Source organism: Nocardia sp. NPDC020380 (genome assembly GCF_044386975.1).
Lineage (GTDB): Bacteria > Actinomycetota > Actinomycetes > Mycobacteriales > Mycobacteriaceae > Nocardia.
Window position 1 is genome coordinate 345620 of sequence record NZ_JBIRVQ010000010.1, and the last position, 24899, is coordinate 370518.

Sequence of the window (24899 nt, forward strand, 5' to 3'; positions counted from 1 at the left end):
AGCCCTCGCCGATTCGCGCGCTGTGCTCGATGCCGAGCCGCGGGTCACGGCCGATGCCGGGCAGCATCCGGCCGGACTCGCGAGGCGGGTCGCCGAACAGGATTGGGCCGCATTGGCGAACGACCTCGGCGAGCAGGGGTACGCGCTGACCGGTCCGTTGCTCAACGGTGAGGAATGCGCCGGTCTCGCGGACCTGTTCGACGAGACCGAACGCTTCCGCTCCACCGTCGACATGGCCCGGCACCGCTTCGGCTCCGGCCGGTACCGGTATTTCACCCACGATCTGCCGGAACCGGTTCGGGCCCTGCGGGAAGCGTTCTATCCGCGCCTGCTGCCCATCGCCCGGGACTGGGCCGACCGCCTCGGCCGGCCCGGTTCCTGGCCCGACCGATTCGACGAGTGGCTGGACCGCTGCCACCGCGCTGGCCAGACCCAATCCAGTCAGATCCTGCTCCGCTACGGCCCCGGCGACTGGAACGCCCTGCACCGGGACCTGTTCGGCGACATGATCTTCCCGCTGCAAGTGGTAGTCGGCCTCGACGTGCCCGGCGCCGACTACACCGGCGGCGAATTCCTCATGCTCGAACAACGCCCCCGCGCCCAATCCCGCGGCACCGCAATCCCCCTCCCCCAGGGCCACGGCCTCATCTTCACCACCCGTGACCGGCCGGTCCGCTCCACCCGCGGCTGGTCCGCCGCCCCCATGCGCCACGGCGTCAGCACCGTCCGCTCCGGCCACCGCCGCACCCTCGGCCTCGTCTTCCACGAAGCATGACCTTCACCCTGCTGGGCCCCGACGAAAAGCCCTACCCGAGTGCGACTCCCGGCACACTCGGCGGCAACCGCCGCCTCCGCATCTACGGCCGCCTCGACTGCCCGTCCGCCCTACGCGCCCTGTCCCGCGGCCACTACGCCCCACATCGCGTCTTCTTCGCCGACGAAGCCACCGCCATCGCCGCCGGCTACCGCCCCTGCTCGGTCTGCCTGCACCCGGCCTACCTCGCCTGGAAAGCGAAACCCCGACTCACGCCATAGCGTCGAGCATCCCCGCTTCATAATTTCCGCCCACCTGATGCGTAATCACATTGATCCGATTGGCGGCATTGATCATCGCAACAACACCCACAAGAGCAACAACCTGATCCTCATCGAAATGCTTACGCACCTCCCCCCAAGTCTCATCCGACACCCCTCGCCCATTATCGGCCAGCCGAGTCCCCTCCTCGGCCAGCGCCAGCGCAGCCCGCTCCCCGTCACTGAACACATTCGAATCCCGCCAAGCCGCAACCATATTGATCCGAACCGCACTCTCCCCCGCCGCCCCCAACTCCTTCGTATGCATATCCACACAAACCCCACACCCATTGATCTGACTGGCCCGCAACGAAACCAACTCCTGCACCACCCGATCCAACCCCGCCCCCATAATCACCAAACTCGCAGCGGCAAACCTCTTCCCGAACTTCCCCGCCAGCTCATTCCCCACCAAATCAATCCGAACATCCATCACACTCTCCAATCTCTCGAATTCCGTACACCCACCAGACGCCGCCCACCCCTCCCCCATAACAGCCCACGACTGTGATGCGAGTCACATACGGCGAGGGATGTCCCCGTGTGGCACCCTGTAGCATTTGGTGCTACAGGCCCGTACGCTGGGGGTATGTCTGTTCAGCCCGAAATCACCCAACGAGATCTACGCAATAGGTCGAAAGAGATCATGGACGCTGTTCAGGATGGTCAATCCTTCACCGTCACCCGCGACGGCCACCGAATCGCTGAGCTGATCCCGCTCCGCAGACGTCGGCGATTCGTCACCCGCGAACAGTTCGCCGCAATGTCACGGAACGCTCCCGCAATGGACATCGATGCATTCCGAGCCGATCAGGATTCCGCGCTCGATCACGAGACGAGCAGCCCATATGACGACTAGCCCGCACGAAATCGGACTGCTCGACACGAACATCTTGATCCTTCGCAAACACATCGATCCGGCTGAGCTGCCGGCCCAATTCGCGATCAGCGCCATCACTCTCGCCGAACTGTCCGCTGGGCCACACGAAGTCCGCAGCAACGACGAGCAGGATGCCTACGACGAGCACGAAGAGCGAGCCCGGCGCCTCGAGGTCCTCCAACGCGCTGAAAGCGAATTCGATCCGCTCCCCTTCGACGCCGAGACAGCTCGCATCTACGGACGCATCACAGCGGCCGTGATCGCAGTCGGCCGCAAGCCACGTCGCCGACTGGCCGACCTCATGATCGCCGCAACAGCGATCGCTGAGAACTTGCCGCTGTACACAACAAACCCCGATGACTACATCGGCCTCGAGCGCCTACTGACCGTCGTACCCGTGACACGACCAAAACTCTGACGCGCAGCCGAACCCGCAGGTAATCGCGTATTCCGTTCCGTAACACTTGAACCTGACGTTGCGTCAGGTTTTAGCGTGGAAGGACACATCGGGAGGAACGGTTTTGAGTGGGAGGGTATGGCGGATCGGGGAATTGGCTCGCGAGAGTGGGGTGACGGTGCGGACGTTGCATCATTACGACCGGCTCGGGTTGCTGATTCCGGCTTCGCGGACGGGTGGTGGGCATCGGTGTTATACGGAGGCCGATGTTCTGAGATTGCATCGCATCGTGGCTTTGCGCGGGTTCGGATTTCCGTTGGAGGAGATCGGGACGCTGTTGGATACGCAGGCGGGGCAGGATGCGCGGGGGCTGAGCGCGGAAGACTTTGCGGCACTGATGAAAAAACGCGCCGACGCCTTCGCGGCCATGAGCCCGGCCGAACGCGAGCGGCTACAAGCCGCTCGCGCGCGGATGATTCCGCCCGGTGTCGAGATCCCCGGCGCGGAAGCCTGACCGGGGACCTCGGCTAATCCGTCAGGCGGCGGACTGCGGCGGGGAGGTCTCGGGTGCGGCGGTAGGGGCCTGCGACTGCCACGCCCATGGGGCGGGAGAGCAGGGTTGCGGCGATTTTCGAGACCTCGTCGGTGGTGACTTCGTCTATGCGAGCGAGGGTTTCGGAGACGCTGCGGTGGTTGCCGTAGCTGAGTTCGCTGCGGCCTATGCGGTTCATGCGGGAGCCGGAGTCTTCCAGGCCGAGGACCAGGCCGCCACGCAATGAGCCCTTGGCCCGGGCGCATTCGGCGTCCGTGATGCCGTCGGCGGCCACCTCTTCCAGTACTCCGCGCGCCAGATCCGCTACGCGCCCGAGGTTTTCGGGCTGGCAGCCGATGTAGAGCGAGAAGGCGCCGGTGTCGGCGAAGGTGTCGACGCTGGAGTAGACCGAGTAGGCCAGGCCGCGCTCCTCGCGGATGCGCTGGAACAGGCGGGAACTCAGGCCACCGCCCAGCACGGTGTTGAGCACGGACAGGGGCCAGCGTTTCTGGCCTTCGTGGCGGCCGAAGGCGCGGGTGCCGAAGACCAGGTGGGCTTGTTCGCTGTCGCGGTGGATGCGCAGCAGTTCGGGATTGCTGCGCGGGCGGAATCGGCCCTCACGCCGTGGCGCGGGATCCAGGCCGGGCTGCAGTCGATTCTCGAAGGCGCGGTAGACGAGTTCGACCGTGTGGTCGTGCTCGATATTGCCCGCGACCGCGACCACCATGCGGTCGGGACGATAGCGGCGCAGATGGAACGAGCGCAGCTGGGCGGCCTGCATCTCTTCGATGGATTCGATGGAGCCGATCACCGGCCGCCCGATCGGATGATCACCGAACAGCGCGGTGAGGAACGCGTCGCCGACCATGTCCTCGGGATCGTCGTCGCGCATGGAGATCTCCTCCAGCACCACTTGACGTTCCACGGACACGTCCTCCATGCGGCACAGCCCGTTGAGCACCACATCCGAGACCAGATCCACCGCCAGCGGCAGATCCTCGTCCAGAACGTGTGCGTAGTAGCAGGTCTGCTCCTTGGCCGTGAACGCGTTCAACTCACCGCCGACCGCGTCCATGGCCTGCGCGATATCCAGGGCCGACCGCGAGGGCGTCGCCTTGAACAGCAGATGTTCCAGGAAGTGCGCGGCGCCGGCCACACTCGGGCCTTCGTCGCGCGAACCGACTCCGACCCATACGCCGATGGAGGCCGAACGCACCCCCGGCACATGTTCGGTGACAACACGTAGACCGCCGGGCAGCACGGTCTTTCGCACTCCGGTATCGGAAACGGTCGAATCGGCTTGGGCCAGGGTCAGAGCAGAGCCCCCCTGCTCCAGATTCCGGAGCAAGGGGGCGCTGTCGGTCGCGGCGCGCGGGGTGCTCGGGGCACCCTTGCGCGCTGTTTCCCTTGCGGCACGCGCGGGGCCCTGCGTGGTTACGCAGGCTGCCGCCTCCGGGCCTGATGCGCGTGCCGGGGACTTCTTCGTCGTCACAGACAAATATTTACTCGGCCACAGCCTCGACCGCAGCAGAGGACTCGGAGTTGTCCGAATCCTCGTCGATCGGGACGAGGGAGATCTTGCCGCGGTTGTCGATATCGGCGATCTCGACGCGGATCTTGTCACCCACGTTGACGACATCCTCGACCTTGGCGACGCGCTTGCCGTTGCCCAGCTTCGAGATGTGCACCAGACCGTCGCGACCCGGCAGCAGCGAGACGAACGCACCGAAGGCGGTGGTCTTCACGACCGTGCCCAGGAAGCGCTCGCCGACCTTCGGCAGCTGCGGGTTCGCAATGGCGTTGATCAGGTCGATCGCCGCCTGCGCCGACGGGCCGTCGGTCGCGCCGACGAACACGGTGCCGTCATCCTCGATGGAGATGTTGGCGCCGGTGTCCTCGGTGATCTGGTTGATGACCTTGCCCTTGGGCCCGATCACCTCGCCGATCTTGTCGACCGGGATCTTGATGGCCGTGACGCGCGGAGCGTACGGGCTCATCTCGTCCGGGGTGTTGATGGCCTCGGCCATGACATCCAAGATGGTGTCGCGGGCATCCTTGGCCTGGTTCAGCGCACCGGCGAGCACCTGCGACGGGATGCCGTCCAGCTTGGTGTCGAGCTGCAGCGCGGTCACGAACTCGCGGGTACCGGCCACCTTGAAGTCCATGTCGCCGAAGGCATCCTCGGCGCCCAGGATGTCGGTGAGGGCCACGTAGCGGACCTCGTCCTCACCCTTGTCGTTCTTGATGGTGTCGGACACCAGGCCCATGGCGATACCGGCGACCGGAGCCTTCAGCGGCACACCGGCGTTCAGCAGCGACAGGGTCGAGGCGCAGACCGAACCCATCGAGGTGGAACCGTTGGAGCTCAACGCTTCCGACACCTGACGGATGGCGTACGGGAACTCTTCCTGCGACGGCAGCACCGGCATCAGGGCCCGCTCGGCGAGCGCGCCGTGGCCGATCTCGCGGCGCTTGGGCGAACCCACGCGACCGGTCTCACCGGTGGAGAACGGCGGGAAGTTGTAGTGGTGCATGTAGCGCTTGGACTTCTCCGGGCCGAGCGAGTCGACCTGCTGCGCCATCTTCACCATGTCCAGGGTGGTGACACCCAGGATCTGGGTCTCGCCACGCTCGAACAGCGCGGAACCGTGGGCGCGCGGGACCACCGCGACCTCGGCCGACAGCGCACGGATGTCCGCCAGGCCACGGCCGTCGATGCGGAAGCCGTCGGTCAGGATCCGCTGGCGCACCAGCTTCTTGGTGACCGAGCGGAACGCCGCGCCGATCTCCTTCTCGCGGCCCGCGAAGGTCTCGGCCAGCTCGGACAGCACGTCGAGCTTGATCTCGTCGATCTTCTCTTCGCGCTCGTGCTTGCCGGCGATGGACAGCGCCTCGTTCAGCTCACGCTTCGAGGTGCCCTCGACGGCCTGGTAGACATCCGCCTCGTAGGGCAGGAACACCGGGAACTCGGCGGTCTCCTTGGCGGCCTTCTCGGCCAGGTCCGCCTGCGCCTTGCACAGCCGGGCGATGAACGGCTTGGCGGCCTCGAGGCCCTGCGCCACAACGATTTCCGTCGGCGCGGCGGCACCGTCGGCGATCAGCGCGAGCACATTGTCGGTGGCCTCGGCCTCGACCATCATGATGGCGACGTCACCCTCGACCACGCGACCGGCGACGACCATGTCGAACACGGCCTTCTCCAGCTGCTCCACGGTCGGGAACGCGACCCACTGACCCTCGATCAGCGCGACGCGCACGCCGCCGACCGGGCCGGAGAACGGCAGACCGGCGAGCTGGGTGGACGCCGACGCGGCATTGATCGCGACCACGTCGTACAGATCCTTCGGATCCAGCGACATGACGGTCACGACGACCTGGATCTCGTTACGCAGGCCGTCGACGAACGACGGGCGCAGCGGCCGGTCGATCAGGCGGCAGGTCAGGATCGCGTCGGTGGAGGGGCGGCCCTCACGACGGAAGAACGAACCCGGGATACGGCCCGCGGCGTACATGCGCTCTTCGACGTCGACCGTCAGCGGGAAGAAATCGAACTGGTCCTTGGGCGACTTGCCGGCGGTGGTGGCCGACAGCAGCATGGTCTCGTCGTCCAGGTAGGCGACCACGGAACCCGCGGCCTGCTTGGCCAGACGGCCGGTCTCGAAGCGGACGGTACGGGTGCCGTAGCTGCCGTTGTCGATCAGCGCGACGGACTCGAAGACTCCGGGCTCAACCTCGGTGGCGGAACTGGTCACAGTGTCTGACATTGTTGTTATCTCAACCTCTCGTCTTTGCCGAATCCAGCGCTCGTTCTGCGCGATCCGGCGGTGCCGTACCCGGCATGGGCATGCGGCGGCCCTCGTGGCCACTACACGGGCACCCGGCCCAACCCCCTTGGGTTCGGCGACGCGGAGGCGGTCATCGATCGAAGCCTTCGGGACAGGGTTCCTCTTGTACGCCCCGAAAAGCCACTACCGAAGACCGACGCCACGCGACGGGTACATACGGCTTGCGTTGGCATGCACACGGCGGCTTCTCGCGGATTTCGCCACATGCACGAAAGGCCAACGAGGAGATTCTATGCCTCCCCGCTGGCCGGTTCGTCAACTACCTCGGGTAGCTGTGTTGTGTCGCAAAGGCGGCGACACGCGTGTCGCACCTCGGGCGGCCGAGGATGCGTACAGGATCAGCGACGCAGGCCGAGCCGCTCGATCAGCGAACGGTAACGCTCGATGTCGTTGCTGGCCAGGTACTTCGAGAGGCGCTTGCGGCGACCGATCAGCGCCATCAGACCGTGGCGCGTGTGGTGGTCGTGCTTGTGCTTCTTGAGGTGCTCGGTGATGTCGGCGATCCGCTTCGACAGCATCGCGATCTGGGCCTCCGGAGAACCGGTGTCCGTCTCGTGCAGGCCGTACTCGGCGAGGATCGTCTTCTTCTGCTCGGTGGTCAGAGCCACTTATTTCTCTCCTGTGTTTCAGTCCGCGCTCTAGGTCGAGATCCCAGGGGATTTCGTGGGCGCCACCGCGGACCGCAGCAAACCCAGCGGGCCAGTTTACACGTCGGCCGAGGTCAGGACTTTTCGGGCCTGGTCGACGTCGCGGCCGATGGCTTCGACGAGGTCCTCGATCGAGTCGAATCTGCGCATGCCGCGCAGCTGTTCGACAAAATCCACGGCCACGTGGTGGTCGTAGAGGTCGCCGTCGAAATCGAGGATGTGCGGTTCGACCGTGCGATTGCGGCCGTCGAAGGTCGGGTTCGTGCCGACCGAGATCGCCGCCATGCGGGGTTCGGCGGCCGGATCGTCAAGGTCGGTGAACCAGCCGGCGTAGACACCGTCGGCCGGGATGGCGGCGTACATGGTCGGGGCGACATTCGCGGTCGGGAAGCCCAACCCCTTGCCACGGCCGTCACCGTGCACGACCACGCCTTCGATGCGATGCGGCCGGCCCAGCGCCTCCGCGGCAGCCGCCACATCACCGGCCGCCAGGCAGGAACGGATGTAAGTAGAGGAGAAGGTGACCGCGTGCTCGCCGAGCAGCTGCACGCCGTCCACGTCGAAGCCGTAGCGGCGGCCCAGCTCCCGCATGGTGTCGACGGTGCCGGCGGCCTGCTTGCCGAAGGTGAAGTTGTCGCCCACCACCACCTCGGCCACATGCAGGCGGTTCACCAGCAGTTCCTCGACGTACTCCTCGGGGGTGAGCTTCATGAAGTCCTTGGTGAACGGCATCACCACGAACACGTCGATACCGAGTTCGGCCGCCAGTTCCGCGCGCCGATCCAGGGTGGCCAGCTGCGCCGGATGCGCACCGGGCCGGACCACGTCCAGCGGGTGCGGGTCGAAAGTCATGAGCACCGACGGAACGCCCCGCACCGCAGCGGATTTCACCGCACGACTGATGAGCTGCGCATGTCCGCGATGCACGCCGTCGAACACACCGATCGTGAGCACGCACCGGCCCCACTCCGCGGGCATCTCATCGAGACTTCGCCATCTCTGCACACCGGAAGCCTACGCAAAGCGCGTCACAGACAATATTCGGCGGTGCGGATCTTGCCGCTCCGAAGCACGCTCTTCATCACATGTTCGCCCATCCGTATCCCACCGCCACCCGCGAGCGAAGGCCCTCCGTGCTCGCGGTTTCGCTCCGGCGGGGAGCGCGCGTGCCGATGTGGGAAACGGGCGCAGGTGTGCCTAAGCTCGGGTACGTGCCCGGAAAACGAGACATCGCCACGCGCCGCGAGCTGGCCGATACCTCCGCACCTGCCGAACCGGACCGGCAGGCCGCCGCCACCTCCGCGGCCCGCGTGACCACCGCCGCTCCCGTGCTGTCCTCGGTGGCCCAGGACTACCTGAAAGTGATCTGGACCGCGCAGGAATGGTCGCCGGAGAAGGTGTCCACCAAGCTGCTCGCCGAGAAGATCGGCGTCTCCGCGTCCACCGTGTCCGAGGCCGTCCGCAAGCTCGCCGACCAGGGACTGGTCGAGCACGCCCGCTACGGGGCCATCACCCTCACCGAGGACGGCCGGCGCGCCGCCATCGCCATGGTGCGGCGGCATCGGCTCATCGAAACCTTCCTCGTCAACGAACTCGGCTACGGCTGGGACGAGGTACACGACGAGGCCGAGATCCTCGAGCACGCCGTCTCCGAAACCCTCATGGACCGCATCGACGCCAAACTCGGCCACCCGGACCGGGATCCGCACGGCGACCCCATCCCGTCCGTGGACGGCGCGGTGCCCACGCCCCCGGCCCGGCAGCTCAGCGACTTCAAGGACGGCGAATCCGGGCGGGTGGCACGGATTTCCGACTCCGATCCGGCCATGCTGCGCTACTTCGATTCGCTCGGCATCAATCTCGATACGCCGATCGCCATCGTGGAACGACGCGACTTCGCGGGCAGCATCGCGGTGCTGGTGGACGAACGCACCATCGACCTCGGCAGCATTGCCGCCGAGGCCATCTGGCTCAGCGACCCGCAGTAGCGCCCCGCTCGACGAGAGCCGCGATCTCGTCGGCGAACGCGGCGTAGAGCTCACGCGGCAGGTGATGGCCCATGCCGTCGACGATCAGCAGCTTCGACTCCGGAATCGCCTCGGCGGTGGCGCGGCCGCCGCTGACATCGATCATGAGGTCGTCGGCGCCGTGGATCACCAGGGCGGGGACATCCAGCTTCCGCAGTAATTGCGTGCGGTCGGCCGGATTCGAGGCGATGACCGCCACGAACTGGCGCATCATGCCGTCGGGGTCGTAGCCGCGGTCGTAGGCCAGTGCGGCGCGGGCGGTCACCGCGGCCTCGTCGAATTCGTAACCGGGCGAGCGCAATCGGCACGAATTCTGCACCTGCCACGCAATGTAGCCATCCCGGTCGTCCGGCACGGTGCCACCGCCACCGAAAGAGCCCGGTGCGGGCCGCCCCACCGCGGGATCGCCCGTGGTGCTCGAAATCGAGGTGAGCCACAGCACGCGCTCGGGATATTCGATGGCGATGGTCTGCGCGATCATCCCGCCCATCGACATCCCCACCAGATGCGCGGCGCCGATACCGAGCGCATCCAGCAGGCCGATGGTGTCGGCCGCCAGATCCGAGAGGTTGTAGGTGGCCTGGGAGAGATCCCCGCCCAGAGCCGCCATGACATCCGGCGCCGGCGCCTCCGACAGATGCGTCGAACGCCCCACGTCCCGATTGTCGAAGCGGATCACCTGCAGCCCGCGCGCGGCCAATTCCGTGCAGAATTCCTCGGGCCAATTGATCAGTTGCGCACCCGCACCCATGATCAGCACTACCGCCGGATCTCCGGGGTCACCGAAACGCTCGTAGGCGATATCGATTCCGGACGGCCCGACCTGCCCGGCCAGCTGCTCGGTCATCATTCCCCTTCCCTTTGCCCAGTTCAGCGATTATGAACGCGCACCGGGGCCTTGCGGCAAGACCCCCCGCGCGATATACGTTGAAGTGGGGAGAGGGCATTCACACCAGCCGATGACCACCGTCCACGTGCACGACGGTGCCGGTGATGAATCGATTCCGCAGCAGCGAAAGCACCGCTTGCGCAATATCTTCCGGTGTACCGAGGCGGCCGGCGGGCAGGCGCTCGGCCATCGTTTGCAAACGCTCCTCCTTGTCGTCCCAGCCCAGCTTGTCCCAGATTCCCGTGCGCACCCAGCCCGGTGAGACGGCATTCACCCGGGTCGGCGCGAGTTCGATCGCCAAGGCGCGCGCCAAACCCTCCAGGGCGGCATTCACCGCGGCCACCATCGCCCCACCGGCCGCCGGTCGATAAGCGGCGATGCCCGAGGTGAAAATGAGGGATCCGCCCTCGACGATCTGAGCATGCTTGGCCAGCAGCATGGAGCCGATGAGCTTCGTCTCGACGAAACCGCTGCCGGCCTTGAAATCGAATTCCTTTATGGGCCCGTAGCTTCCGGTGGTATCGCCTGCCGTGGTGATCACATGATCGATCTCGCCGACGCTCTCGAATACCCGCGCGATCTGCTGCTCATCCCCGACGTCGGCGGCGATGGCAGTCACCTTTCCCTCGCCCAGTTCCCGCACCGCATCCGCCAGCCGCTGCTCGGACCGCCCGACAATGATCACTTCACTGCCCGCGGCGAGCAGTGCATCGGCGATCGCCTGCCCCATTCCGGACCCGCCGCCGATCACCACGGCGCGTCCGGTCTTCACCTGAATTTCGTTCTGCGTCATGACATTCAGCAAACCCGCGGCCGCACCCACCGTCCACGACGCATGATCGAATGCGCGTGAGGCGCGCGCTAACGATCCAGCTCAGTCCGGTGCGAGCCGCAATCCACCGGACAGCGCGTCGGTCACGGTGTGCAATACCGGGTTCCGGGCGCTGGCCCGCCAGGCGGCGATGTACGTGATGATCACGGGTCGCGGCAGCAGGGGCCGCCAGACGAGGCCGGGCACCTCGCTGGTGCGAATCGAGCCGAGGCCCACGGCATCCGGCCGCAGCGGGAGCAGGGTGAGCATCTGGGCGTGGCTCAGGGCGGTGGCGCTGAGGCTGACCGTCGCGCCCCGCTCACGCAGTTGCGACAGCATCGAATCGTGCACCTCAGGAGCGGAACCGCGCGGGAACATGATCAGTTCGCGGCCCACGAGATTCGAAGGGGCAATAGCGTCCTCGGCGGCTAGGTCACTCTCGCGCGACATGACTATCCCGAGTTCCTCATCGGCAATCGGCGCATAGGACAGGTTCTCTGGCAACCGAACCGGTTTCCGGAGGATGGCCAGGTCCACATCCTCCCGGTCGAGCAGCCGCACCTGATCGGCCGAGGGCCCGCCGGTAAGGATGATGCGCGCCGCAGGCTGACGGGACTTCAACAGCGCCTCGATACGACTCGGCAGCCAAGGCGGCGCCCCGTTCACCACGCCGAGCCGGAAGACGGCACTGTCCGGCTGCGCCACCGCCCGGGTGTCACGCAGGGCATTGTCGGCAGCATCGAGGATGTCCCGGGACGCCTTCAACAGCACCTCACCCGCCGCGGTCAATTCGACGCCCTGCGTCCCCCGGATCAAGAGCGGCCCGCCCACCTCCCGCTCGATCGACCGGATCTGCTGACTCAATGTCGGCGTCGAAATGAACAACCGCTCCGCCGCGCGCCGGAAATGCAACTCCTCCGCTACCGCCACGAAGTACCGCAACTGCCGCAATTCCACCCTCGAACTGTAGGCCGCGCGGCCGGCCTCTACAGCCGCGCCGGCCAACGGGACGTTCAGGGGAGTGGCAGCGCAGGACCGACAATCGAGCAGCGCACGCGCCGACGGCCCAGCCCCTGGAGTCCAAGCCCGCCCAGGAGCGCGTCAGAGGTTCGCGGGGCGGACCACCATGACCGAGGCTGCGCGCTTGCCGCTCTCCTTCAGGAGCGCAACGGCATGCCCTTGCGGGTCGATCGCGGCGTAAACGCCCGGGATGCCGACCGGGTCGAGCCAGCGGCCGTTACGGAGGTCGCCGGCTTGCGCGTCGGTGATGTCTCGTACCGGGAAGGCGGTGCGGACCGCTGCGTCGATGTCGAGGCTGAGGAGATCCTCGTCGGCCTCGGCGGCTGCGGCGAGTTGTTCGAGGGTGCGGGCGTGTTCGAGGGTGAAGGGGCCGACCCGGGTGCGGCGCAGGGCGGTGAGATGGCCGCCGACGCCGAGCTTTTCGCCGAGGTCGCGGGCCAGGGCGCGAATGTAGGTGCCGGAGGAGCACTCCACGTCGACGTCCAGATCCACGAATTGTGTTCCGTCCGAGTCGATATCGCGGCGAGCCAGAATATCGAAGCGGCTCACCGTGACGGGGCGAGCGGCCAGTTCTACTTCCTCGCCGGCGCGAGCACGAGCGTAGGCGCGCTCACCATTGATCTTGATGGCGCTCACTGTGGCCGGCACCTGCTGGATGTCACCGGTCAATTCGGCTACGGCAGCGGCGATCTCGGCGTCGGTGAGGTGCCCGGCCGCCGTCGTGGCGGTGACTTCACCTTCGGCGTCATCGGTGATCGTGGACTGCCCCAGCCGGATCGTCGCCGTGTACGCCTTCGTGGTCAGGATCAGCTGACCGAGCAGCTTGGTAGCGCGTTCCACACCCAGCACCAGCACCCCGGTGGCCATCGGGTCCAAGGTGCCCGCATGCCCGACCTTCTTGGTGCGCAACAGCCCTCGCCCCTTGGCCACCACATCGTGACTGGTCCAGCCACCGTCCTTGTCGACAATGACCAACCCGCCGAACGCATCCACCCGCGGCGGCAACTTCTCCCGCACCGGCTGCTGCACCCGAACCGCTTGCCGCTTGCGGACCGTCCCGCGCTCACGCGCCGAGTCCTGCTCGCGGACCGGTTCCTGCCCGTGCGCCGCCGGTTGCTCGGGCACCGGCTGCTGCTCGCGGACCTGATTCGCGCTCATCACACCGTCACGATCGCGGTGAGGATGAGGCCGTCGGTGATGCGCCAGCGGCCGTCGAAAGAGGTGAGGGGAGTGCCGCCGTCGGTGGTGTTGCCGGGGATGAGGAGGTCGCTGTGGAAGGTGCCCGCGCCACCCGCCGACTGCTCGTCGACGGTGAAGGTGATGTGGGCGTCCTCGAAGCCGAGCCAGCGGCCGGTCAAGGGCCGCCATGCCTTGTAGGTGGCTTCCTTCGCGCAGAACAGGAGGCGGTCCAGGTGCAGTCCGGTGCCGGGTAGCGCGGCGGACAGCCAGTCGCGTTCGGACGGCAGGCTCACCGACTCCAGGACGCCGTCGGGGAGCTGGGCGTGCGGTTCCGCGTCGATGCCGATGGATCGGAAGCGGAGCTTGTGCGCGAGCACGGCCCCCTTGTACCCGTCGCAGTGGGTGAGGCTGCCCACGATGCCGCGCGGCCACACCGGGCCGCCGTCCTCGGCCTTGCCGATGGGCACCTCGGGTTCACCGAGTTGTGCCAGCGCCTGGCGGGCGCAGTAGCGCGCGCCGATGAAATCGCGCCGCCGCTTCTCGACCGCGCGGGAGATCAGATGTTCTTCGGCCGGATGTGCTTGTAAGCCCTCCGGATACACCGTCAGTTCGGCGGCGGCGACACCGCCGGGAAGGATGCTGCCGATCAAATGCGCTGACCCCGTCGCCGATCGTGCCGACTCCGTCGCCGCGACTGCCCGCTCCTCGATGACCGCCTCCTCCTCGCGCGAATCCTGCCGGTTCGAGCCTACCGGCCGGTGAGAGCGGCCCCGACCGCGCCGCTGCGCGGCCCTTGACTTCAGGTCGGCCTGAAGTCGGAAGCTGACGGCAGGAATCGGAAAGGACCCGCCATGACCACCTTCGGAGCCAAGCGCAGCAGGCATTTCGACGCGACGCAGAGCCGGCAGTACGAGGGCATCGCCACCCGCCTCAACCAGGGCCTCTACCGCCGCATCGCCGCCGATGTCGACGACCTGACCGCGATCGGAGCGACCGTGCTCGACGCCGGCACGGGACCGGGCCTGCTGCTCGAGCACATCGCCCGGCGGCGACCGGACCTGGGCCTGCACGGGATCGACCTGTCCCCGCACATGATCGAACTCGCTGAAAATCGCATGCTCGCGCACCCGGTGGAGCTGGCGGTAGGGGATGTGACCGCACTCCCCTACCCGGACAACAGTTTCGACATCGTGCTGTCCAGTCTCAGCCTGCACGAATGGACGGATGTGCCCGAGGCGCTGGACGAACTCCAGCGCGTACTGCGCCCCGGCGGCCGGCTGGCCGTCTACGACTTCCGTTTCGTGCGCACCGGTCACGCCCTGGCCGTGCTGCGCATATCGTCCGATGACGCGCATCGCGAAAACATCCGTCTCCCAGGCCATCCGATCGGATTGTTCGTCCGGCTGGTGAACTGGGCGGCCTAGAGTTCGACTATGTCAGCCGCCGAAATGACCATCGGTGCGGTGGCGGGCCGGTTCGGGCTCGCCACGCACGTGCTGCGGCATTGGGAGGATGTCGGGTTGCTGCAGCCGCGGCGCGATTCGGCCGGGCGGCGGCGTTTCCGCGAGGCCGATGTGGAGGCGGTGGCCATGATCCTGGCGGGTCGTGGTGTCGGCCTGTCGCTGCAGGATCTGGGGGAGCTGTTCGCGCGGGCGTCGGATCGCGCGACCCGGCAGCGGCTGCTGCAGGGCCACTGTGCCCGGTTGCGTGAGCGGATCGCTCGCGCGCAGGCGGCGTTGGAGACCGTCGAGCACGCCATGGAATGTCAGGCGGAGGATTTCCGCACCTGCCCGCATTTCCGCGCGAAGGTCGCCGAGACGGTCCGGCTGACCGCGGAGTCGTGCTGACAGCTGACGGCGGAGTCGCACCGGGGTGCCGCGAAAGTGCCCTGACGCGGGGCTTTCTCGTTCGTGCTGCGGACGAACCGGTCAGTTGCTAGGATTTTGCCCAGCTCATCACCACACGCAGTCCGGCGAGGCTCGCGGTGTCCTTCGAGACCCGCGCGGCAAGGAGGCGAAGGTATGACAGTCGAACCGTCGACCGGACGCGCGGGCGCGAAACCGGCCGAATTCATCGGCCCCGGCCGCATCATGGCCACGCTGCGCGTCAACGGCCACGACCACTACGCGGTCCTCGAACCACGCACCAGCCTGCTCGACGCCCTACGCGAACACCTCCACCTCACCGGCACCAAGAAGGGCTGCGATCAAGGCGGCTGCGGCGCCTGCACCGTCTGGGTCGACAACCGGCGCGTCCTCGCCTGCCTCACCCTCGCCCTGGCCTGCGAAGGCCGCGATATCACCACCATCGAAGGCGTCGCCGACGGCGACACCCTGCACCCCGTCCAGCAGGCCTTCCTCGACGCCGACGGATTCCAGTGCGGCTACTGCACGCCCGGCCAGATCATGTCGGCCGTCAAATGCATCGAAGAGGGCCACGCCGGCACCGAGACCGATATCGCCGAATGGATGAGCGGCAATATCTGCCGCTGCGCCGCCTACCAGAACATTCGCGAGGCCGTCCTGCAGGCCCGCGACGCCATGCGAACAGCCGACGGGAGCCGGCCGTGAAACCCATCGCCTACGCCCGCCCCACCACCCTCGAACAGGCCGTCACCACCGTAACCGCCAGGCCCCGAACCGTTTTCCTGGCCGGCGGTACCACTCTCGTCGACATGCTGCGCATCGGCGCCATGGAACCCGACAATGTCGTCGACATCACCTGGCTGCCGCTCGGCGGACTCGAGCACACGCCCGGCGGCGGACTGCGTATCGGGGCGCTCGCCAAGATGAGCGAGGTCGCCGCCGAACCCGGTGTGCGGGAACGCTATCCGTTCCTCTCCGTCGCACTGTGGAAGGGCGCGTCCGCGCAATTGCGGAACATGGCGACCATGGGCGGCAACCTCATGCAGAAGGTGCGCTGCGCCTACTTCCGCGAACCCGGAACCGCCTGCAACAAACGCGAACCCGGCTCCGGCTGCGCGGCCCTGGACGGCATTCACCGCGGGCACGCGATCCTCGGCACCAGCCCGCAATGCTTTGCGACCCATCCCTCGGATGTGGCGATCCCGCTCGTTGCCCTCGACGTCACGGTCACCGTGTGGGGGCCGCGCGGGGAACGCACCATCGGGTTCGACGACTTCTTCCTGCTGCCCGGCGAGACACCGCATCTCGAGCATCCGATCGCCGAGGACGAGCTGATCACGCGCATCGACGTGCCGCCGCTGCCGTTCGCCAGGAATTCGCACTACCTGAAGGTGCGGGACCGGGAATCCTACGAATTCGCGCTCACCTCGGCCGCGGTGGCCATGAACGTCGCCGACGGCACCGTGGTCGACGTGCGCATCGGACTCGGCGGCGTGGCCACCAAACCGTGGCGGGCACGCACCGCGGAAAGCCTGCTCATCGGCAAGTCCGCGACCCCCGCCACCTTCGCCAAGGCCGCGGCCGCCGAACTGGAGGCCGCCGACACCTCGCATCCGATGAACGCCTTCAAAGTGAGACTCGCCCAGCGCACCATGGTGCGTGCCCTGGAAGCCGTACGACCGCAGGTGAATCCGCTGGACGGAACGCGGTGACCGCCACCGCCGCGGGCCCGCTGATCGGGCGCGGGTTCGACCGTGTCGACGGCCGCGCGAAGGTGACCGGGAAAGCGCACTACACCGCGGAGATCCCACTGCCCGGCATCGCGCACGCGGTCCTGGTCGGCGCCCGGATCGGCAGCGGGACAGTGCGATCCATCGATATCTCCCTGGCCATGGCGGCCGGTGCGGTCGCGGTGTACACCCACGAGAACCTGCCCAAGGTCGCCACCGTGCCACCGGTGTTCCCGTCCGGATTCGGCGGCATCGCACCCGGGCAGACGTTCTTTCCCATGCAAGACAATGTCGTTCACTATTACGGGCAGCCCATCGCGGTGGTGCTCGCGGACACCTTCGAAACCGCCCAGCATGCGGCGGAATTGGTGACCGCCGAGTACGACCGGCTCGACCCAGTGGTCCGCCTGGACGACGGCCGGGACGCGCAGTATCAGCCTGAGAAGGTGTTCTGCGGCCTGGTGCCCGCGATTCAATCGCGCGGTGACTTCGAGGCAGCCGCACAGGCGGCGACCCATTCCGTCGACGCCACTTACCATTTCGCCGCGAACCACCACAATCCCATCGAATGCTCGGCCACCGCGGCGGTGTGGGACGGCGACCAGGTGACCGTCTACGACGCCACTCAGGGCGTCAGCGCCAGTCAGGCCACCATCGCCGCATACCTCGGCATCTCGCCCGGAAACGTGCGGGTGGTAGCGCATTTCGTGGGCGGTGGTTTCGGCGGCAAGGCCATGATCTGGCCGCACGTCACGCTCGCACCCATGATCGCGCGCGAGCTGGGCCGCCCGGTGAAGGTGGTGCTCACCCGCGAGCAGATGTTCCACGGCACCGGACTGCGCGAAGAACAGGAACAGCGCATCACGCTGGTCTGCGACGACCAGGGCATCTTCACCGGGCTGCGGCACCACAAGCTCTCGGTCACTTCACCTTTCGACGACTTCGCCGAAGTATCGCTGGGCGTCGCGGGACAGGCGTACGCCATCCCCAACTGGGACGCGCGGTATCGGCTGATCCGCGGCAACACCATGACGCCCACCTTCATGCGCGGGCCCGGCGAAGCCTCCGGGATGCTCGCCATGGAATGCGCCGTCGACGAGCTCGCCACCGATATCGGTGTGGACCCGGTGGAATTGCGGCTGCGCAATCACGCCGCCATCGATCCGGAGAGCGGACATCCGTGGAGCTCCGACGGTTACGCCGAATGCGTGCGCGTGGCCGCCGAACGCTTCGGCTGGTCGGCGGCCGAGCATCGGGCCGGGCCGCGCACGGACGGGAACTGGCTGATCGGCCAGGGCGTGAGCACCGCCGGGTATCCGGTGTACACACCCGGCCAACCGCAACGCGCGCACGCGCGACTACTGGCCGACGGCTCACTGATCGTGCAGGCCGGCACCCAGGACTTCGGTACCGGCGTCGCCACCACCATGGCGCAGGTTGCCGGTGATGCGCTCGGCATCGAATTCGACCGCATCCGAGTCGATATCGGCGACAGCGACCACCCGAACATCGCCGCCGCGGTCGGCTCGATGGGCGCGGGCAATGTCAGCGCCGCCGTGCACACCGCCTGCACCGACCTGCGCACCCAGCTGATCGGGCTGGCGACCGGAGACCCGGAATCGCCGCTGCACGACCGCATCGTGCAGGAGATCGAATGCCGTGACGGGCGCATGCGGGTGCGCTCCAATCCCGCTGTCGGCGAAACCTATTCGGCCCTCCTCGCCCGGCATCACCTCACCGACCTCGAAACCATCGGCACCTGGTTCCCGCCGAGCGGCGACGCGCCCTACGGCAAGATCAGCTTCGGCGCCCAGTTCGCCGAGGTGGCAGTCGATCCGGAACTCGGACTGGTCCGCGTGCGCCGCATGGTCGGCGCCTTCGCGCCCGGCCGCGTCCTGAACGCCAAACTCGCGCGCAGCCAGATCCTCGGCGGCATGAATTGGGGCCTCTCCCAAGCTCTGATGGAAGCCACCCTCGCCGACGCCCGCAATGGTGCCTGGGCCAACGCTTCTCTCCTCGAGTACCTGCTCCCGGTCAACGCGGACGCCCCGGCCGTGGACATCACGTTCGTCGAAGTAACCGACGCGGTAGTAAATCCCCTCGGCGTCAAGGGCCTCGGCGAAATCGGCATGGTCGGCGCCTCCGCGGCCATCATCAATGCCATCCGCCACGCCACCGGCAAACCCATCCGCGAAATCCCGGTGCGGATAGAGCACTTGATCTGAGCTACAGGACACCTGATCCGAAGCTGTTCATGTCCACGATCTCAGCGGTGGATCGGGCCGTCTGTTTCCGCTAGCGGGCGGGCCGAGGCGCCCCCGGCTTCCGCGATGATCTGTGCCGCAATGGATACGGCGGTCTGGTCCGGAGTATGTGCGTTGAGGTCCAGCCCGATCGGGCTGCGCAGGCGGCTGATTCGATCGGGCGGTACGCCCGCATCGAGGAGGCGCTGCCGCCGGTCGGTGTCGGTGCGACGAGAGCCCAATGCGCCGATGAAGGCGAGGGGTTCGATATCCAGGGCGGTGGCCAGCATCGGGACATCGAACTTGGTGTCGTGGGTCAGCGCGCACACCACGGTCCGGCCATCGATGCGCCCGCGCTCGTGCTCTCGGCGCAGATAGCGATGCGGCCACTCCACCACCACCTCGTGCGCCGCCGGGAAACGCGCCGGGGTGGTGAAGGTTTCGCGCGCGTCCACCACGGTGACCCGATACCCGAGCTGCACGCCGAGCCGGCTGAGGGCGCGCACGAAATCATTGGCGCCCGCCAGGATCATGCGCGCGGGCGGACCGAAACTGTGCACGAACGCCCGCCGCGGAGCGTCGGCGCCCAGGCATTCATGGAATCCGACGACCCCGGAGCGACCCGAGCGAGCCAACTGCAGCGCGTCCCGGCTGACAACCGGCGCAGACGCATTCACCGCCGCGGGATCGATGAGTTGCCAGTCCGGCTGCTCGTCGAGCGTCGTGACGAGCGCGACTGGCCGGCCCGACAGGATGTCGCGTTCCAAGGTCTCCAGTTGCGGTACCCGCTCCGGCTCGATCCGCTCGATGAAGATCTCCATTTCACCGCCGCAGCTGAGCCCGACAGCGAAACCGTCATCGTCCGCGAGCCCGAATTGTTCGAGTACCGCCACCCCGCCGAGCAGTACGCAATCCGCCGAATCGACCACCGCGGCCTCGACGCATCCGCCCGAGAGCGACCCGATGACCTCGCCGTCCGCGGTGACGAGCATGGCCGCGCCGACGGCGCGTGGTCCGGCGCCGGTCACGCCGACCACGCGGGCCAGCACTACCGGGCCCGTTCGTCCCCGCTCGATGACCTGACGCAAGACGTCACGCATTTCCCCATCATCACAGTGAACCGACCGGTCTGCACGCATCACGCGGCCGACCGCGCCGGACCCGATTCGAAGTTGGACCAATGAACAATTAAGGCCGCCATTCACAGCTTGGACAAAACACGCAAGTAGTACCTCTGTGAATGGTGAGAACTTCCAGTGAGCCCACCTGACCGAACCATTCGCTGATCTAGTGTTGGCCCCGCAAGTCGAAGCGTGCGAAAGCACCGAATGGAAAGGCCCCAAGTGAAATCTAGGATTGCCGGAACGATGTTCATCGCCGCGGCAGCGGGCGCACTCATCGCCGGCCCCTTGGTCGGGACCGCGAGCGCCACCGCCATCACCCCGGCGCACCAGGACACCGGCTCGGCAGGCGGCCCCGGCCAGGACCAAGGCCAGGGCGGTGACTGGGGCGGATACAACCGTCCGGGCTGGACCGACCCGGGCGACCCATACCACAGCGACTGGCACTGCGACCGCCACGGCAACTGGCACAACGACGAGCGCGACCAGTGGGGTCACCACGACGATCGCTGCCGCAACTGGTAATTCGCCCCGAGCCGAATACGATTCCGGCACAACCTGAATCAATGGCTCGATACAAAGCGAATCTCGGCCGCCGGGAAATTCGATGCGCGCATTCGAATATCCCGGCGGTTCCGTGGAATCAGGCCTGCCCGCGACGCTTTTCGATCTGCTCGCGCATCTTCTGCGCGGCGGCCTGCATTTCGGGCGTCACCTTGAAATGGCCGCCCCACTCGTTGAGAGTGTCGCCGTAGTCGGGCGTCGGGAGGATCTGCCGCAGCAGCTTGTCCGGGAGACCACGCCGCTGCCACTCCCGCGGGTAGCCGAGCGAGACCTCTTCGAAGCGCACCTCGTCGTACCAGCTGGTCCGCGGAATGTGCAGGTGGCCGTAGACGACACACACCGTGTTGTAGAGCAGATGCCAGTCGGCGGTCAGCTCGGTGCCACACCACAGGGCGAATTCCGGGTACCACATCATGTCGACCGGTGCGCGCAGCAGCGGCCAATGATTGATCAGCACCACCGGAGTACCGGACTCCAGCGCATCGAGGCGCCGCATGGAGTACTTCACCCGGGCATGACACCAGGCGTCCCGGGTGAGGTACGGCTCGGCGGACAGCAGGAATTCGTCCGTGGCCACCACATTGCGCTCGCGGGCGATGGCCAGGCCCTCGGCCTTGGTGGTCGCGCCCGCCGGCAGCCACGAATAGTCGTAGAGCATGAACAACGGGGCGAGCGTGACCGCGCCGCCGTACTCCTGCGCGCCGTCACCGGTCCACACCGGGAACGGATCCTCGGGCGTGAGCACATCCAGGTCCCGGCAGATCGACACCAGGTAGTCGTACCGCGCCGCACCGTGCATCTGCACGGGATCCTTTGCGGTGGTCCACAACTCGTGATTACCCGGCACCCAGATCACCTTGGCGAAGCGGCCCTTCAGGGTCTCCAGCGCCCACCGGATGTCATCGGTCTTCTCACCGACATCGCCGGCCAGGATCAGCCAGTCCTCCGGTGAGTCCGGCCGAATGGCTTCTACCACCGGCTTGTTGCCCTGATGACCGACATGAATGTCGCTCACCGCCATCAACTTCGGAATCACCCAGCTCCGCCTCTCTGATCACAACCGGTCCACGCCAGCAACGACCGCGGCCCCCACCAGATTCCCACGCCCGCCTCGAACCGCGCGTTCCGGGCTCGCCCGGTGCGTCGCGCACTCAGCCGATCCAGCGGATACGCGCGTCCGGAGCGAAACCGGCGGCCACGATGAGAATGCCCGTCGGATCCCGGCGGCACGACGCGATCGCCAGGTGACAGGGCCGCGGAATCTCCGCGGGAATCCGCACGCCACCGTCGATCTGATAGCGGGTGTTGGTGATCTTCCAGCGCCGCGCCCGCGGATCGTCCGGATCGGTGGGCGGTGCGTCCACCCGCGCCACCACCATCACCTCGGTGATCCCGGTCGGCCACTGGAAGATCAGCAACCCCGACCGCACGGCCAAACCACGCACCGTCGGCAGCCCGCGCAATGCGGCGTCCGGCGCGACCGCCACCTCCCGCCGCATCTCCCCATCCGAACGACGCATCTCCGACGCGAGTCCCGACAGCGAAGCGACCACCCCGTACACCGGCGTGGGCCCGCCACCCGCGCCACCATCCTCCAGCGCCGTACCGCGCGTGCGCCCGACCACCCGCCACGACCCGTCCGGCTGCAACCGCGTGACCCGGTACTCCACCTCGTCCACCGCGGACGGCGACCACGTGATCACCACCGTCCCATCGGGTTTCCGCGCGGCGGTCACCTGCGCCGGCGCCTCCACCCGCATCCCCTCCAGGGCCGCCACCGCCGCCGGATGATCCGCACACACCTCGAGCACCGCCCGCAACGCCCGCGTCCGCACCGCCGGCGGCCCCGCGGGCACGGCCCCGAACTCCCGATCCGCCGCATGCACCGCGGCCCGCCCCTGCCCCGCCAACTGCTCCAGCCCCCACCCACTCCCATCCGGATCCGGCACATCCGAGGCGTGCTGCCGCAAATGATCCAAATGCTCCAGCCCCTCCACGAACCGCTTCCCCACGAACGCCGCATGCACCGCCCGCCACCGCGCCCCCGCCTCCGCCAGCACCCGATCCACCTCATCCCCCACCGACCGCACCGCCGCCGCCCCGGCCCCGTCCTCCCCCAACCGCCGCCGCGCCTCCGCCACCCGCTGCGCCGCCTCCCGAGGATGCCCACCCCGCAAAGCCGCCCGAGCCGCCCGCAACGGCGCCTCCCAACTCCGAGCGGGCGCGCTCCCACCCCCACCCACAAACCCAGGCGGCACCACAAACCCTTGCGGCACAGCCGCCCCCGACGGCACCGCAAACCCCTGCGGCACCCCAGTTCCCGACGATCCCTCCGGCGGCACGGAGAACCCTTGCGGCACTCCAGTTCCCGACGATCCCTTCGGCGGCACCGCGAAGCCCTGCGGTCCACCGGCTCTCGAAGCCGCCTCGCCGCCAGGCGGCACCCCGAACTCCTGCGGCGTCCCAGCGCTCGGAGGTACATCGGAGGCCGGCGGCACCGGAAGCCCGGGCGGCGGCTGAGACGGGCGCCGACGCCGCGTTGAATCCCGCTCGGGCACGCCGGAAGCCGCAGCCCCACTCCCCGACTCGCTCCCCGGCAGCACGGCGCCCGTATCCATCGACCAGGCATCCGCCGCCTGCGCCGATTCGGGACGGATATCCCGATTCTTGCTATCGGCAGCACCGGAGCCGACAGCATCTGTGGGTGTCGTTGCGCCCATCGGCGGAAGCGGCGGCGAGTCACCCGTGGCGGGCCCGGCCTCGGTCGGCGAATCATCACGTCGCGCAGCGGAATCTGATGGATCGAGCGCCCCCGACGATCCGGTGCGACCGGCGCCCTGTAGTGGACCGGTGCGACCGGCGCCCTGTAGTGGACCGGTTGTCCCATCGCCGGGTGTTGCGGTTCTGCCGACTGCCGGTTCGGCATCCATCGACTGTGCGTCCGTCGGGCGTGGCATCGCACCGCGTTGGGGATCTCGGCCATCGCCGTCGGCGGATGTGTGAGTAGCCGGGGTTGTCGGCGGAACCGAGGCGCGGCGGGGCGGCGGGCTTATGGGCGGGCGGCCCGGTGCTCGGTGGGTGGGGGTGGGGTGGTTTTCGCGGCCTTCTATGGTGGTGCCGAGTTCGTCGGTGAGGGTGTGGAGGACTTGTTCGGCGGTGGGGCGGTCGAGGCCGGCGGTGATGGCCAGGCGGAGGAGGTAGTCGAAATCGGGAGCTACCAGGCGGTCTTCGACGAGGACGGCGGCGCGGACCTGGGGGCGGAGGAGGGTGGTGACGTCCTCGGTGACGGCGCGGAGGTAGGCGTCGACGGTTGGGGGGCCGGGTTCCAGGAGGTCGCTGATGTGGATGAGGAGCTCGTCGAGGACTACTCGGATGCGGCCGGGCGGGAGTTCGCGGGCGCGGGCGCGGAGGGCGTTGGCGCGCAGGCGGATTTCGGGGGTGCGGTGGGCCTTGGCGTAGTCGAGGCCGAGGAGGGAGAGCAGGGTGGGGTAAGGCTCGCCGGCGTGCAGGCGCTCGTATTCGGCCAGGAGAGTGCGGATCTGGTGGCGGCGCTGGTCGCTCACCGCGGGGGCGGGCGGGGCGTCGTCGAGGCGGGGGTGGCGGTTCAGGCGGGCGTGGACCTCGGCGGGGGTGAGGCCGCCCAGTTTGCCGATGTCCTCCAGGCCGGGGAGTTTGGCGGCGGGGATGCCGCCGTGCCGCTGCACCAGGCGTTCGATTGCGGTGTCGAGCATTTCGTAGCGTTCGGCATCGCGGCGGGCGCGCAGGCGGCGCACGCGATCGGCTTCGACACTGCGGGCCGCCGCGCCACGCAAGGGCGCGGACAGGTCGCGGTGCGCGTCGACGAGCAGGCCCACCAGCACCCGGTATTTCGGGTGGTCGCGCTGTTTCTGCCAGAACGCCCACACGGCATCGATGCGTTCGGACACCTCGGCGTCGGTGAGCCGCTCGGCCGCGTCGAGGGGAATGTCGTACAGCTCGAAGGCATCCGACTGTTCGAGGCCGCCGCGTCTTTCCACTGCGGCCAGCACTCGTTTGCGGTAATCGTTGGGATCGAAGGCGTGCATGGGTTCTCGCT

The 24899-nt window shown here is 67.7% G+C and carries 25 protein-coding genes; 12 read left to right on the forward strand and 13 right to left on the reverse strand.

What is annotated here, in order from left to right; genetic code table 11:
- Window positions 1-112: 112 nt before the first annotated feature.
- Both ACH438_RS28745 and ACH438_RS28750 read left to right on the forward strand, forming a co-directional pair.
- Window positions 113-775, forward strand: a complete 663-nt coding sequence (locus ACH438_RS28745; protein WP_397010811.1) for a 2OG-Fe(II) oxygenase — start codon at window positions 113-115, stop codon at window positions 773-775.
- A complete protein-coding gene (locus ACH438_RS28750) occupies window positions 772-1035 on the forward strand; it encodes an Ada metal-binding domain-containing protein (RefSeq protein ID WP_397010675.1) in 264 nt (87 codons plus the stop codon). The genes ACH438_RS28745 and ACH438_RS28750 overlap by 4 nt, the downstream gene beginning before the upstream one ends.
- On the opposite strand, the gene ACH438_RS28755 is transcribed toward ACH438_RS28750, so the two are convergent.
- Window positions 1025-1507, reverse strand: a complete 483-nt coding sequence (locus ACH438_RS28755; protein WP_397010677.1) for a carboxymuconolactone decarboxylase family protein — start codon at window positions 1505-1507, stop codon at window positions 1025-1027. The two genes, ACH438_RS28750 and ACH438_RS28755, sit on opposite strands and share 11 nt — an antisense overlap.
- Window positions 1508-1663: 156 nt before the next feature.
- On the opposite strand from ACH438_RS28755, the gene ACH438_RS28760 reads away from it, so the two are divergent.
- The 3 genes from ACH438_RS28760 to ACH438_RS28770 all read left to right on the forward strand — a co-directional run bounded on the left by ACH438_RS28760 (window position 1664) and on the right by ACH438_RS28770 (window position 2865).
- Window positions 1664-1933: a type II toxin-antitoxin system Phd/YefM family antitoxin gene (locus tag ACH438_RS28760; protein WP_397010679.1), complete on the forward strand. Its 270-nt coding sequence runs from the start codon at window positions 1664-1666 to the stop codon at window positions 1931-1933.
- Window positions 1923-2372 (forward strand): type II toxin-antitoxin system VapC family toxin, encoded by a 450-nt coding sequence (locus tag ACH438_RS28765; RefSeq protein ID WP_397010681.1) that lies wholly within the window; start codon window positions 1923-1925, stop codon window positions 2370-2372. Before ACH438_RS28760 ends, ACH438_RS28765 begins: the two co-directional genes overlap by 11 nt.
- 133 nt (window positions 2373-2505) lie before the next feature.
- Complete coding sequence (locus ACH438_RS28770) at window positions 2506-2865, forward strand: MerR family transcriptional regulator (protein ID WP_397010813.1); 360 nt, start codon at window positions 2506-2508, stop codon at window positions 2863-2865.
- Window positions 2866-2878: 13 nt separating this feature from the next.
- Here the strand turns inward: ACH438_RS28770 and ACH438_RS28775 are convergent, their stop codons facing one another.
- The 4 genes from ACH438_RS28775 to ACH438_RS28790 form a co-directional block, all read right to left on the reverse strand.
- The gene (locus ACH438_RS28775; RefSeq protein WP_397010815.1) at window positions 2879-4198 is read right to left on the reverse strand and encodes a M16 family metallopeptidase; all 1320 of its coding nucleotides are present in this window, start codon (window positions 4196-4198) and stop codon (window positions 2879-2881) included.
- A 187-nt stretch (window positions 4199-4385) separates the two neighbouring features.
- Window positions 4386-6647 carry a polyribonucleotide nucleotidyltransferase gene (locus ACH438_RS28780; RefSeq protein WP_397010683.1) on the reverse strand — a complete coding sequence of 754 codons (2262 nt, stop codon included), beginning with the start codon at window positions 6645-6647 and terminating at the stop codon, window positions 4386-4388.
- Window positions 6648-7066: 419 nt separating this feature from the next.
- Window positions 7067-7336 carry a 30S ribosomal protein S15 gene (gene rpsO / locus ACH438_RS28785; protein WP_397010685.1) on the reverse strand — a complete coding sequence of 90 codons (270 nt, stop codon included), beginning with the start codon at window positions 7334-7336 and terminating at the stop codon, window positions 7067-7069.
- 96 nt (window positions 7337-7432) lie between these two features.
- Entirely contained in the window at window positions 7433-8380 is a 948-nt protein-coding gene (locus ACH438_RS28790) for a bifunctional riboflavin kinase/FAD synthetase (protein WP_397010687.1), read from the reverse strand.
- A gap of 206 nt (window positions 8381-8586) precedes the next feature.
- On the opposite strand from ACH438_RS28790, the gene ACH438_RS28795 reads away from it, so the two are divergent.
- Window positions 8587-9363 (forward strand): metal-dependent transcriptional regulator, encoded by a 777-nt coding sequence (locus ACH438_RS28795; protein ID WP_397010689.1) that lies wholly within the window; start codon window positions 8587-8589, stop codon window positions 9361-9363.
- On the opposite strand, the gene ACH438_RS28800 is transcribed toward ACH438_RS28795, so the two are convergent.
- The 5 genes from ACH438_RS28800 to npt all read right to left on the reverse strand — a co-directional run bounded on the left by ACH438_RS28800 (window position 9347) and on the right by npt (window position 13951).
- On the reverse strand, window positions 9347-10252 hold the full coding sequence (locus ACH438_RS28800; protein WP_397010691.1) for an alpha/beta fold hydrolase: 906 nt from the start codon (window positions 10250-10252) through the stop codon (window positions 9347-9349). The two genes, ACH438_RS28795 and ACH438_RS28800, sit on opposite strands and share 17 nt — an antisense overlap.
- Before the next feature lie 97 nt (window positions 10253-10349).
- Window positions 10350-11084 carry an SDR family oxidoreductase gene (locus tag ACH438_RS28805; protein ID WP_397010693.1) on the reverse strand — a complete coding sequence of 245 codons (735 nt, stop codon included), beginning with the start codon at window positions 11082-11084 and terminating at the stop codon, window positions 10350-10352.
- An 81-nt stretch (window positions 11085-11165) separates the two neighbouring features.
- A complete protein-coding gene (locus ACH438_RS28810; RefSeq protein ID WP_397010695.1) occupies window positions 11166-12059 on the reverse strand; it encodes a LysR family transcriptional regulator in 894 nt (297 codons plus the stop codon).
- Window positions 12060-12203: 144 nt separating this feature from the next.
- Complete coding sequence (truB, locus tag ACH438_RS28815; RefSeq protein WP_397010697.1) at window positions 12204-13280, reverse strand: tRNA pseudouridine(55) synthase TruB; 1077 nt, start codon at window positions 13278-13280, stop codon at window positions 12204-12206.
- The gene (npt, locus tag ACH438_RS28820; protein WP_397010699.1) at window positions 13280-13951 is read right to left on the reverse strand and encodes a 4'-phosphopantetheinyl transferase Npt; all 672 of its coding nucleotides are present in this window, start codon (window positions 13949-13951) and stop codon (window positions 13280-13282) included. The genes truB and npt overlap by 1 nt, the downstream gene beginning before the upstream one ends.
- 201 nt (window positions 13952-14152) lie before the next feature.
- Here npt and ACH438_RS28825 point away from each other — a divergent pair, with 201 nt between their 5' ends.
- The 5 genes from ACH438_RS28825 to ACH438_RS28845 all read left to right on the forward strand — a co-directional run bounded on the left by ACH438_RS28825 (window position 14153) and on the right by ACH438_RS28845 (window position 19121).
- Window positions 14153-14725, forward strand: coding sequence for a class I SAM-dependent methyltransferase (locus ACH438_RS28825; RefSeq protein ID WP_397010701.1), 573 nt, complete (start codon window positions 14153-14155; stop codon window positions 14723-14725).
- Window positions 14726-14734: 9 nt separating this feature from the next.
- Window positions 14735-15148, forward strand: a complete 414-nt coding sequence (locus ACH438_RS28830) for a MerR family transcriptional regulator (RefSeq protein ID WP_397010703.1) — start codon at window positions 14735-14737, stop codon at window positions 15146-15148.
- 174 nt (window positions 15149-15322) lie between these two features.
- Entirely contained in the window at window positions 15323-15871 is a 549-nt protein-coding gene (locus ACH438_RS28835) for a (2Fe-2S)-binding protein (RefSeq protein WP_397010705.1), read from the forward strand.
- Complete coding sequence (locus ACH438_RS28840) at window positions 15868-16878, forward strand: FAD binding domain-containing protein (RefSeq protein WP_397010707.1); 1011 nt, start codon at window positions 15868-15870, stop codon at window positions 16876-16878. Before ACH438_RS28835 ends, ACH438_RS28840 begins: the two co-directional genes overlap by 4 nt.
- Window positions 16875-19121 (forward strand): xanthine dehydrogenase family protein molybdopterin-binding subunit, encoded by a 2247-nt coding sequence (locus tag ACH438_RS28845; protein WP_397010709.1) that lies wholly within the window; start codon window positions 16875-16877, stop codon window positions 19119-19121. Before ACH438_RS28840 ends, ACH438_RS28845 begins: the two co-directional genes overlap by 4 nt.
- 41 nt (window positions 19122-19162) lie before the next feature.
- On the opposite strand, the gene ACH438_RS28850 is transcribed toward ACH438_RS28845, so the two are convergent.
- Entirely contained in the window at window positions 19163-20239 is a 1077-nt protein-coding gene (locus tag ACH438_RS28850) for an XdhC family protein (protein ID WP_397010711.1), read from the reverse strand.
- A 267-nt stretch (window positions 20240-20506) separates the two neighbouring features.
- Here ACH438_RS28850 and ACH438_RS28855 point away from each other — a divergent pair, with 267 nt between their 5' ends.
- Window positions 20507-20785: a hypothetical protein gene (locus tag ACH438_RS28855; RefSeq protein ID WP_397010713.1), complete on the forward strand. Its 279-nt coding sequence runs from the start codon at window positions 20507-20509 to the stop codon at window positions 20783-20785.
- 118 nt (window positions 20786-20903) lie between these two features.
- On the opposite strand, the gene ACH438_RS28860 is transcribed toward ACH438_RS28855, so the two are convergent.
- The gene (locus tag ACH438_RS28860; RefSeq protein ID WP_397010715.1) at window positions 20904-21860 is read right to left on the reverse strand and encodes a metallophosphoesterase family protein; all 957 of its coding nucleotides are present in this window, start codon (window positions 21858-21860) and stop codon (window positions 20904-20906) included.
- 115 nt (window positions 21861-21975) lie between these two features.
- On the reverse strand, window positions 21976-24888 hold the full coding sequence (locus tag ACH438_RS28865) for a hypothetical protein (protein WP_397010717.1): 2913 nt from the start codon (window positions 24886-24888) through the stop codon (window positions 21976-21978).
- Window positions 24889-24899 lie beyond the last annotated feature (11 nt).

Coding starts and splice junctions, on each gene's coding strand:
- truB (WP_397010697.1), bottom strand. CDS start 13,280: ATGAGCGCGAATCAGGTCCGCGAGCAGCAGCCGGTGCCCGAGCAACCG.
- ACH438_RS28830 (WP_397010703.1), top strand. CDS start 14,735: ATGTCAGCCGCCGAAATGACCATCGGTGCGGTGGCGGGCCGGTTCGGG.
- ACH438_RS28780 (WP_397010683.1), bottom strand. CDS start 6,647: ATGTCAGACACTGTGACCAGTTCCGCCACCGAGGTTGAGCCCGGAGTC.
- ACH438_RS28825 (WP_397010701.1), top strand. CDS start 14,153: ATGACCACCTTCGGAGCCAAGCGCAGCAGGCATTTCGACGCGACGCAG.
- ACH438_RS28755 (WP_397010677.1), bottom strand. CDS start 1,507: ATGGATGTTCGGATTGATTTGGTGGGGAATGAGCTGGCGGGGAAGTTC.
- ACH438_RS28765 (WP_397010681.1), top strand. CDS start 1,923: ATGACGACTAGCCCGCACGAAATCGGACTGCTCGACACGAACATCTTG.
- ACH438_RS28865 (WP_397010717.1), bottom strand. CDS start 24,888: ATGCACGCCTTCGATCCCAACGATTACCGCAAACGAGTGCTGGCCGCA.
- ACH438_RS28800 (WP_397010691.1), bottom strand. CDS start 10,252: ATGATGACCGAGCAGCTGGCCGGGCAGGTCGGGCCGTCCGGAATCGAT.
- ACH438_RS28805 (WP_397010693.1), bottom strand. CDS start 11,084: ATGACGCAGAACGAAATTCAGGTGAAGACCGGACGCGCCGTGGTGATC.
- ACH438_RS28835 (WP_397010705.1), top strand. CDS start 15,323: ATGACAGTCGAACCGTCGACCGGACGCGCGGGCGCGAAACCGGCCGAA.
- ACH438_RS28855 (WP_397010713.1), top strand. CDS start 20,507: ATGTTCATCGCCGCGGCAGCGGGCGCACTCATCGCCGGCCCCTTGGTC.
- ACH438_RS28760 (WP_397010679.1), top strand. CDS start 1,664: ATGTCTGTTCAGCCCGAAATCACCCAACGAGATCTACGCAATAGGTCG.
- ACH438_RS28850 (WP_397010711.1), bottom strand. CDS start 20,239: ATGCGTGACGTCTTGCGTCAGGTCATCGAGCGGGGACGAACGGGCCCG.
- ACH438_RS28750 (WP_397010675.1), top strand. CDS start 772: ATGACCTTCACCCTGCTGGGCCCCGACGAAAAGCCCTACCCGAGTGCG.